Genomic DNA, 8,210 nt, shown 5'->3' with positions numbered 1-8,210 from the left:
CTGGCAGGACATGTTGTGTTTATGGGGTTGGTATTCGAACACTGTTGTTGGAATGAAGGCGCTTTAAGGTAACACGGCCATGCCAGAGCCCCATTTTCGTCTCAAGAACGCACTAGGATTGGAGCCGAGAAGTCGTTTTTTTGGCGTAAGGCGTGTGTCTGTGGATTTCGAGTCGGCTTTGGCGTTGTCGCGTTTTGGATTGGGCAGTACGGCAGCCGGGCTGCAGGCCCTGCCGCGGCCGGCGCGCGACCTGATACTCGACGAAATTGACCGCGGCCGCGTGGCTGACCCCGGCCACGGCAGCCTGCCCACCTCCGAGGCGCTGATCGCCGAAGGCTCGGGCTTCTTCCAGGCCCGTCTCAAACCTGGCGAGACCAAGCTGCAATCGCCGGTCGGCCCGGCGGTTGATGCCGAAGTGACCGCCCGTTACCACGACACCCTGATGACTCCGCCGGTCGGTTTCAGCGAGCGCTTGGTCATGTTCTGGATGAACCACTTCGCGGTTAGCCTGGACAAGGGCACCGCCGTCCATATCTCGGCCGGCGCCTATGAACGTGAGGCCATCCGCCCCTATGTTTACGGCCGGTTCACCGACATGCTGCTGGCGGTCGAAACCCACCCGACCATGCTCTACTACCTCGACAATGTCACCTCGACCGGCCCCAATTCGCGCACCGGCCAGCGTATGGGCCGCGACATCAACGAGAACCTCGCCCGCGAAATCATGGAACTGCACACCCTGGGGGTCGATTCCGGCTACAGCCAGGCCGACGTCACCGCCTTCGCCAAAGCCCTGACCGGCTGGACGGCCAATAAGCGCCCGGGTGGCGATGGTCCGGTCGGCGGCTTCACCTTCCGCAAGACCCTGCACGAACCGGGCGGAAAGACCATTCTGGGGGAAGAGTACCACGAGGACGGCTTCTTCCAGGCCGCCGACATCCTGGTTTCCCTCTCCAATCACCCGGCGACGGCAAAACACCTGTCGACCAAACTGGCCCGGCATTTCGTCGCCGACAACCCGCCCAAGACCCTTGTCGATCGCCTCAGCAGCACCTGGCTGGACACCGGCGGCGACCTGCAGGCCGTCTATGCCACCCTCATCGACTCCGAAGAGGCGTGGGCGCCGACTCCGGTCAAGCTGCGCACGCCTCAGGAGCACCTGATTGCCATGTTGCGCGCAACTGATGCCCAGTTGACGCCGGCCCTGATCAAGCGCGCCCTCACCGCCATGGGCCAGCCTTGGTGGAAACCGCCCGGCCCCAACGGCTTCTCCGACCTCAGCGCCGCCTGGCTGACCCCCGAAGGTCTCAGTGCGCGCATGGAGGTGGCCGCCCTCGTCGCCGCCAAGACGTCGCGCGACACCGATCCGCGCGAATTTGCCCCGGCCATACTGGGCCCGCGCCTCAGCGACGGTACCCTGGCCGCCATCGAACGCGCGGACACCCTGCGTCAGGGTATCAGCCTGGCCTTCATGGCCCCAGAGTTTGTGAGGCGATGACCATGCTCAACCGCCGTTCCTTTCTGACCGTCACCGGGACAGCAGCCTTTGGCGCCTTTATTCCGCGTGTCGCGTCCGCCGCCGGAGCGCGCGACCCGCGCTTCATCACCATCATCCTGCGCGGCGCCCTCGATGGCCTGGCCGCCGTACCGCCGGTCGGTGATCCCGGCTATGAGCGCCTGCGCCAGGCCTTTGCCATCACCTCGCCGCTGAAGCTGGACGGCATGTTCGCCCTGCATCCGTCGCTGACCAATCTGGCGCGCCAATACAGGGCGAGCCACGCCACCGTCATTCACGCCAGCGCGACGCCTTACCGCGCCCGATCCCACTTCGACGGTCAGGACGTGCTCGAGTCCGGCTACTCTATACCCGGCCACACCAAAACCGGCTGGCTGAACCGTCTGTTAAAAGTCCTCCCTGCCACCCAGCGCGCCGGCGGCACCGGCCTGGCTGTTGGCACAGTGCCCCCCCTGGTCATGCGCGGCTCGGCCGAGGTCATGGGCTGGGCGCCATCGTCGTTGAGCTTGCGCGACGACAACCTGCCGCCGCGGATACTCGCCATGTATCAGGACACGGATCCGGCCCTGGCGCGGGCGTTTGACACCGCTCTGGCAACCGATCGACTGGCCGGCGAGACCACCGGCGAGGCCTCCGGCCAATATTCTGGAAAATATCCCATGACGGGAATGGCGACCGGTGCGGCCAGGCTGCTGGCGCGCGATGATGGCCCCCGCGTGGCGGCCCTGGCCTTCAATGGCTGGGACACCCATACGCGAGAATCCAAGAAACTCGCCGAATTGCTGACCGATCTCGATGGCGCCCTGGCCGCGTTTGAAACCGAGTTGGGGCCCAAGTGGAAAGACACGGTGATTTTGGTGGCGACCGAGTTCGGCCGCACCGCTGCCATCAACGGCACGCAGGGGACCGACCACGGCCAGGCCACCGCAGCCTTTCTGGTCGGCGGCGGCGTCAAGGGCGGCCGGGTCATAACCGACTGGCCGGGCCTGGGCCAGGCTAAGTTGTATGAAGGCCGCGACCTGATGCCGACTACCGACCTGCGCGCGGTCATCAAGGGCAGTCTGACCGAACTGTACGATCTGTCGCCGTCAGTCCTGGCCAGCGACATTTTCCCGGACTCGGCAGCCGTCAAGCCGGCCACCGGCTGGATCGCCTGAACCCATAAAAAGCTTGGCGCACGGGATCGTGCCTTGAACTGCGCTCATTACCATCCATATACCATCCACAGGGATGGTGTATGGATGGTAATGAATGGATCAGCTTACGACACAAATGCCGAAACTTCCCGACAGCGAAAAGATCACGATAAACCTGGGCTATGTCGACCTGGGCCAGATCGACCTGCTGGTTCAGGAAGGCTTCTACGCCAATCGCACGGACCTGATCCGCACCGCGATCCGCAGCCAGCTCGACCGTCACAATGACGCGGTAAAGAAGTCTGTCGCGCGCCACGATCTCGATCTCGGCATGCGCCACTACAGCCGCCGGGATCTCGAGGCCGCCCGTTCACGCGGCGAAGTCATCCATATCCAGGTGCTCGGGCTGGTGGCCCTGGCGCCGGACATCGACGCCGACCTGGCGCGCGCTACCATCGGCTCCATCCGGGTGCTGGGCGCCCTTCAGGCGCCGGCGGCGCTCAAGGCCGCACTCGGCGACCGCATCCATTAATTCACTTAGCGTAAAAAATTATGAAACTGTTCCCCAAGATCGACATGAAGGAAGCCACCCGGCTCACCAAGCTGGGCAAGCTTGAAGAAGCCCTGGCCGTCCTCACCGGAAAGGCGCCGGCCCACGCAGAGGTCGATCCGGACGTCATCGACATGACGCCACCATTGACGGCCAGCGCCGCCTGGACTGCCGCCAAGCCACGGCCTTATCGCCGGGGAACCGGGACGGACTCGCTGCCGGACGGTGCCCGGTTTGAGACCTTGACCTTCGCCAACGCCGCGGGCAGCCGCGACTACAAACTGTATGTGCCCAGTACCTACGCGGGCACGCCTGTGCCTCTGGTCGTCATGCTGCATGGCTGCACGCAGTCGCCGGACGATTTCGCCACCGGTACCGGCATGAACCACCTCGCCGAGCACCACGGCTTCCTGGTGGCCTACCCGACGCAACCCCAAAGCGCCAATGCCAACCGGTGCTGGAACTGGTTCCGGCCGGAGGACCAGGCCCGCGACCGTGGCGAACCTTCGATCATCGCCGGCATCGTACGCAAGATCATGGCCGACTACAGGGTCAGACCCGGCGAGGTGTTCGCTGCCGGCCTGTCCGCCGGCGGCGCGGAAGCCGCCATCCTGGCCATGACCTATCCCGATCTCTTTGCCGCGATCGGCGTCCATTCCGGCGTTGCGGCAGGTGCGGCGCACGATATGGCGTCGGCCTTTACCGCCATGAGCCAGGGTGGCAAATCTGCCCTAAAGCCTTCCGACAGGACGGTCCCGACCATCGTCTTTCATGGCGATGCCGACCACACGGTCAACCGCGCCAATGGTAACCAGGTGATCGCCCAATGCCATGCTCAGGGCCCTGCTGGCCATAGCCCGACCTCAGCCCTCCATGAAGGTGTCTCGGCCGGCGGCCGAACCTATACCCGCACCGTCACCTCGGATACCCATGGCCGGGTGTTGAGCGAACACTGGCTGATCCATGGCGCCGGACACGCCTGGGCGGGGGGACATTCCGCCGGATCCTACACCGACCCCAAGGGACCGGACGCCAGCCAGGAAATGCTGCGCTTCTTTTTTGAAGCCGCCGGACGTCCTGCGACACCCTGACACATCCGAAGTTTCCGAAACAAGATCTCCGTTTTCGGAAAATTTCCGACAGCGCGAACCCACACGCCAGGATTTAGGCGCAACGCACAATAACGCGCCAACCTTACAATTTTGCAATCATAACTCATTGATTTTACGTAATAATTAAATAGAGTTCATGACTTGGTATTAATTTGAACTATGCACGTCGAGGGCGCATATCACGGTCATCAGCAACATGCTTCACAAGGAGTTAAGCCAATGTCCACCCCCGTCGCCACCGCTTCCGCCCTCTTCGCCCTGACGCTGTTCATGGTCATTTCGCTGGTCACCGCGACCGGCCCGGCCAACACCCTGCAAAGCAGCCTGGCCACCGTCGAAGCCGTCGCTTCGAACGGCTAATCCCTCACCTCAACATCACCTAAAGGAAACCTGTTATGACCCGCACCATGCCTACCATCTTCGCCCTGGCCACCTTCACCGCCTTCATGGCTCTTGCCCTGTTCAGCCTCGGCCAGTACTGACCTCATCTGTAAGCCTAAGCGTAAAACAAGGCGCGTGGAGCCCCAGACCCTGGGACACTCCCGCGCCTGTTTCTTTATTTGTCATCCAGCAAGGTGTTCAGCATCACGTCGCGATGATTGAGAAACTGCCGCGTCACCTGAACATGTTCGGTGTCTTCATAGTCCACCCGATTCAGACCAAAGCGCGACACCTGCCAGATGTCGGCATCGGGATAACCCAGGATGATCGGCGAATGAGTCGCGATAATGAACTGCGAATTCTGGCCGATCAGTTCGTGCATCCGCACCAGAAACGTCATCTGCCGCGTCGGCGACAGGGCGGCTTCCGGCTCGTCCAGGATATAAAGGCCGTGACCGTGGAAGCGGTTGTCGAACAGAGCGAAGAAGCTCTCGCCATGCGACTGTTCATGCAAGGACCGGTCGCCATAGGCCGGACCGATCGGCGCCTCGCTACCCTCGCTGTCGAGACGTTCGATCTCCGTCCCCAGGTTGAAGTAGCTTTCAGCGCGAAGAAAAAAGCCGTCCCGCGCTTTTCGAATGCCTCGGACGGGTCGGACAAACCGATGCAAAGGCGAATGAGAGGGACGATTGTTGAAATTGAAATTTTTCGTTCCACCTTCCGCGTTGAAACCCCAGGCGACCGCCAAGGCCTCGATCAGCGTCGACTTTCCCGACCCATTTTCGCCGACCAGGAAGGTCACCTTGGGATGGAAGACCAGTCGGTCCATGCCACGCAGCACAGGCAGGCTAAACGGATAGACCTCTGAATCCCACCCCGGGTCGTCGTTGCGAAAAATGGCTTCAAGCCAGTAGTGGCGGGCGTCTATGGCGCGCATTACAATCCCCTCCACCTCACATCACCGGGCAGGCCTTCGGCGGAGTAATCAACCTGAACCACCCGCCGGCGCCCGGCAAGCCGCGATCGTTCCGACATGTGCAGAATAAGCGTTGAATAGGCCCAGACATCGCCCGCCCGTGCACAACAGGCCAGGTTCGGCAGGGAACGCGCCAGCCCCGCCACTTCCGGAGCCGGCACACGGCCGAAAGCGTGCGATCCCAGAGCGACCGTCAGCGGCGCATTGTCGTTTTCGCAATCGTCAAGATGCAGACGCAGGGTGACCATGCCGGCCATGACGGATATCGGCGGTTCGACATGGGGAATATCGTCCTTGACCGACCACGGACCGTAACCCTGCGCATCGCGGCGTTCCCGCACGGCGATGGTACGATCCTGATGCCAGGCAACGCTCCAGTTGGTTTCGGACGTCTTGTCGAACACCACGGCGCGGACAGGGAAAGCCGCCGGCCCGATCAGACGCGAAGCCACGTCGGTCAGGGCCGGCAGCACCGAGTCGAGACCACCGGTCAGACGACGCCCCGGACGGCCTTTCAACTCTGGTTCCAACTGTTCGCGCAACCGCGCGACGGCATCGGAACCGAGAACCGTCAGGAAATGGGCCGCGCCGTCACGTTGGAACGCGGCCAGATCCATCTTATCAGCCCGGCTTGACCATGTTTTCCGGACGGACGAACTGATCGAACTCCTCGTTCGTCAGGTAGCCACCGCCGACGGCTTCTTCGCGCAGGGTGGTACCGTTCTTGTGAGCCGTCTTGGCAATCTTGGCGCAGATGTCGTAGCCCAGACGGCCGTTCAGCGCCGTCACCAGCATCAGCGAGTTTTCCAGACCACGCTTGATATTGTCCAGACGCGGTTCAATGCCGACCACGCAGTTGTCGGTAAAGGAAACCGCCGCATCGGCCATCAGTCGGACCGACTGCAGGAAGTTATAGGCCATGACAGGGTTGAACACGTTCAGCTCAAAATGGCCCTGGGACCCGGCAAAGGTCAGGGCGGCATGGTTGCCGAAGATCTGGACGCAGACCTGTGTCATGGCTTCACACTGGGTCGGGTTGACCTTGCCCGGCATGATCGATGAGCCCGGCTCGTTTTCCGGCAGGGCCAGTTCGCCCAGGCCAGAACGCGGGCCGGAACCGAGGAAGCGGATATCGTTGGCGATCTTGAACAGCGAAGCCGCCACCGTATTGATGGCGCCGTGGCTGAACACCATAGCGTCGTGGGCGGCCAGGGCTTCGAACTTGTTCGGCGCCGTGGTGAAGCCGATACCCGTGATGGCGGCGATGCGTTCAGCGACACCTTCGGCGAAACCGATCGGTGCGTTCAGACCCGTGCCGACCGCGGTTCCGCCCTGAGCCAGTTGCATCAGCTTGGGCAGGGTCTGCTGGATGCGTTCGATGCCATTGGTCAGTTGCTGGGTGTAGCCCCCGAACTCCTGGCCCAGGGTTAGCGGCGTGGCGTCCTGGGTGTGGGTGCGGCCGATCTTGATGATCTCCTTCCACGCTTCGGCCTTGTCGTTCAAGGCATTGCGCAGCACCTGCAAGGCCGGCAGCAGGCGGTGGACGATCTCCTCGGCGCAGGCCACGTGCATCGCCGTCGGGTAGGTGTCGTTCGAGGACTGCGACATGTTGACGTGGTCATTGGGGTGGACAGGCTTCTTTGTGCCCATCTCGCCGCCCAGAATTTCGATGGCGCGGTTGGAGATGACCTCGTTGGCGTTCATGTTCGACTGGGTGCCGGATCCGGTCTGCCATACGACCAGCGGGAAGTGGTCGTCCAGCTTGCCTTCGATCACCTCGTTGGCGGCCTGGACGATGGCGGCGGCAACTTTGGGGTCCAGCTTGCCCAGAGCCAGGTTCGTTTCGGCGGCGGCGCGCTTGACGATACCCAGCGCACGCACGATCGGCAGGGGCTGCTTTTCCCAGCCGATCTTGAAATTGCCGAGCGAACGCTGCGCCTGGGCGCCCCAATACCGGTCGGAAGCCACTTCGATCGGGCCAAAAGTATCGGTTTCAACGCGGGTCTTGGACATGGGACGGGTCTCCGAAGGGGTTGAGGGGGGCTCGTTGCCCGAAGGGCCGGCCTCGACGGACTGGCCCGTTTCGAATTTTGGCGTTTCGAACTTCGCTCCGGTGCCCGGACGTTTCTTGTCCTTCTTACCCCAGCCAAACATGGGCCACTCCTCACTGAAAATACTGGCCCGTCCTAGAACCTGACCCGTTAAAGTGCAATGAAAAACCACCCCAAAAGCGAGCGGCCTTCGCGGCGCAGCGTACTGGCCACAGAAGGCAGCTTTATGAAGGTTCACCTGATTTATGCCCGCAATGCCCCCCAAGACCATAATAGCGCAAGGCTCCTACCACACTGGATGTATTATTTTTATACCTCCTCGTTATGCGGGGAGCGGGGCGGCCCGTGCCGTGGATCATTTGCGGTTGGCAAATGAGACGGTGGGGGATTTGGCCCACCGGTGTTTCCCTCACCTACGCCTATACTTTGCCAATATTGGTGCCAAGAAATCCCCCCTCCGACTGCGCGCTGACGCTTGCAGCCACCGC

At 62.3% G+C, this 8,210-nt stretch carries 8 protein-coding genes; 5 read left to right on the top strand and 3 right to left on the bottom strand.

Features of this window, described 5'->3' with window-relative positions; all coding sequences use genetic code 11:
- The first annotated feature begins 160 nt into the window (after window positions 1-160).
- The 5 genes from ABI_RS08880 to ABI_RS25095 all read left to right on the top strand — a co-directional run bounded on the left by ABI_RS08880 (window position 161) and on the right by ABI_RS25095 (window position 4,674).
- The gene (locus ABI_RS08880) at window positions 161-1,498 is read left to right on the top strand and encodes a DUF1800 domain-containing protein (RefSeq protein ID WP_006272591.1); all 1,338 of its coding nucleotides are present in this window, start codon (window positions 161-163) and stop codon (window positions 1,496-1,498) included.
- Between the two features lie 2 nt (window positions 1,499-1,500).
- Window positions 1,501-2,673: a DUF1501 domain-containing protein gene (locus ABI_RS08875; RefSeq protein WP_006272590.1), complete on the top strand. Its 1,173-nt coding sequence runs from the start codon at window positions 1,501-1,503 to the stop codon at window positions 2,671-2,673.
- Window positions 2,674-2,767: 94 nt separating this feature from the next.
- Window positions 2,768-3,184 (top strand): ribbon-helix-helix domain-containing protein, encoded by a 417-nt coding sequence (locus ABI_RS08870; RefSeq protein WP_006272589.1) that lies wholly within the window; start codon window positions 2,768-2,770, stop codon window positions 3,182-3,184.
- Window positions 3,185-3,204: 20 nt separating this feature from the next.
- Window positions 3,205-4,293, top strand: a complete 1,089-nt coding sequence (locus tag ABI_RS08865) for an extracellular catalytic domain type 1 short-chain-length polyhydroxyalkanoate depolymerase (protein ID WP_006272588.1) — start codon at window positions 3,205-3,207, stop codon at window positions 4,291-4,293.
- Between the two features lie 240 nt (window positions 4,294-4,533).
- The gene (locus tag ABI_RS25095; protein WP_006272587.1) at window positions 4,534-4,674 is read left to right on the top strand and encodes a hypothetical protein; all 141 of its coding nucleotides are present in this window, start codon (window positions 4,534-4,536) and stop codon (window positions 4,672-4,674) included.
- Window positions 4,675-4,870: 196 nt separating this feature from the next.
- Here the strand turns inward: ABI_RS25095 and ABI_RS08860 are convergent, their stop codons facing one another.
- The 3 genes from ABI_RS08860 to fumC are packed head-to-tail and all read right to left on the bottom strand — an operon-like array spanning window position 4,871 to window position 7,684.
- Window positions 4,871-5,632 (bottom strand): AAA family ATPase, encoded by a 762-nt coding sequence (locus ABI_RS08860; protein WP_006272586.1) that lies wholly within the window; start codon window positions 5,630-5,632, stop codon window positions 4,871-4,873.
- On the bottom strand, window positions 5,632-6,288 hold the full coding sequence (locus ABI_RS08855) for a phytanoyl-CoA dioxygenase family protein (protein ID WP_006272585.1): 657 nt from the start codon (window positions 6,286-6,288) through the stop codon (window positions 5,632-5,634). The genes ABI_RS08860 and ABI_RS08855 overlap by 1 nt, the downstream gene beginning before the upstream one ends.
- Window positions 6,289-6,292: 4 nt before the next feature.
- Window positions 6,293-7,684: a class II fumarate hydratase gene (gene fumC, locus ABI_RS08850; RefSeq protein ID WP_006272584.1), complete on the bottom strand. Its 1,392-nt coding sequence runs from the start codon at window positions 7,682-7,684 to the stop codon at window positions 6,293-6,295.
- Window positions 7,685-8,210 lie beyond the last annotated feature (526 nt).

This window comes from Asticcacaulis biprosthecium C19, assembly GCF_000204015.1.
Classification (GTDB): domain Bacteria; phylum Pseudomonadota; class Alphaproteobacteria; order Caulobacterales; family Caulobacteraceae; genus Asticcacaulis; species Asticcacaulis biprosthecius.
The sequence above is the reverse complement of the archived record's forward strand: the minus strand, read 5'-3'. Positions and strand labels throughout refer to the sequence as shown.

Bases quoted from the DNA above. Each gene is read 5' to 3' on its own strand.
- ABI_RS08875 (WP_006272590.1), top strand. From the start codon at position 1,501: ATGCTCAACCGCCGTTCCTTTCTGACCGTCACCGGGACAGCAGCCTTT.
- ABI_RS08870 (WP_006272589.1), top strand. From the start codon at position 2,768: ATGGATCAGCTTACGACACAAATGCCGAAACTTCCCGACAGCGAAAAG.
- ABI_RS08865 (WP_006272588.1), top strand. From the start codon at position 3,205: ATGAAACTGTTCCCCAAGATCGACATGAAGGAAGCCACCCGGCTCACC.
- ABI_RS25095 (WP_006272587.1), top strand. From the start codon at position 4,534: ATGTCCACCCCCGTCGCCACCGCTTCCGCCCTCTTCGCCCTGACGCTG.
- ABI_RS08860 (WP_006272586.1), bottom strand. From the start codon at position 5,632: ATGCGCGCCATAGACGCCCGCCACTACTGGCTTGAAGCCATTTTTCGC.
- ABI_RS08855 (WP_006272585.1), bottom strand. From the start codon at position 6,288: ATGGATCTGGCCGCGTTCCAACGTGACGGCGCGGCCCATTTCCTGACG.
- fumC (WP_006272584.1), bottom strand. From the start codon at position 7,684: ATGTCCAAGACCCGCGTTGAAACCGATACTTTTGGCCCGATCGAAGTG.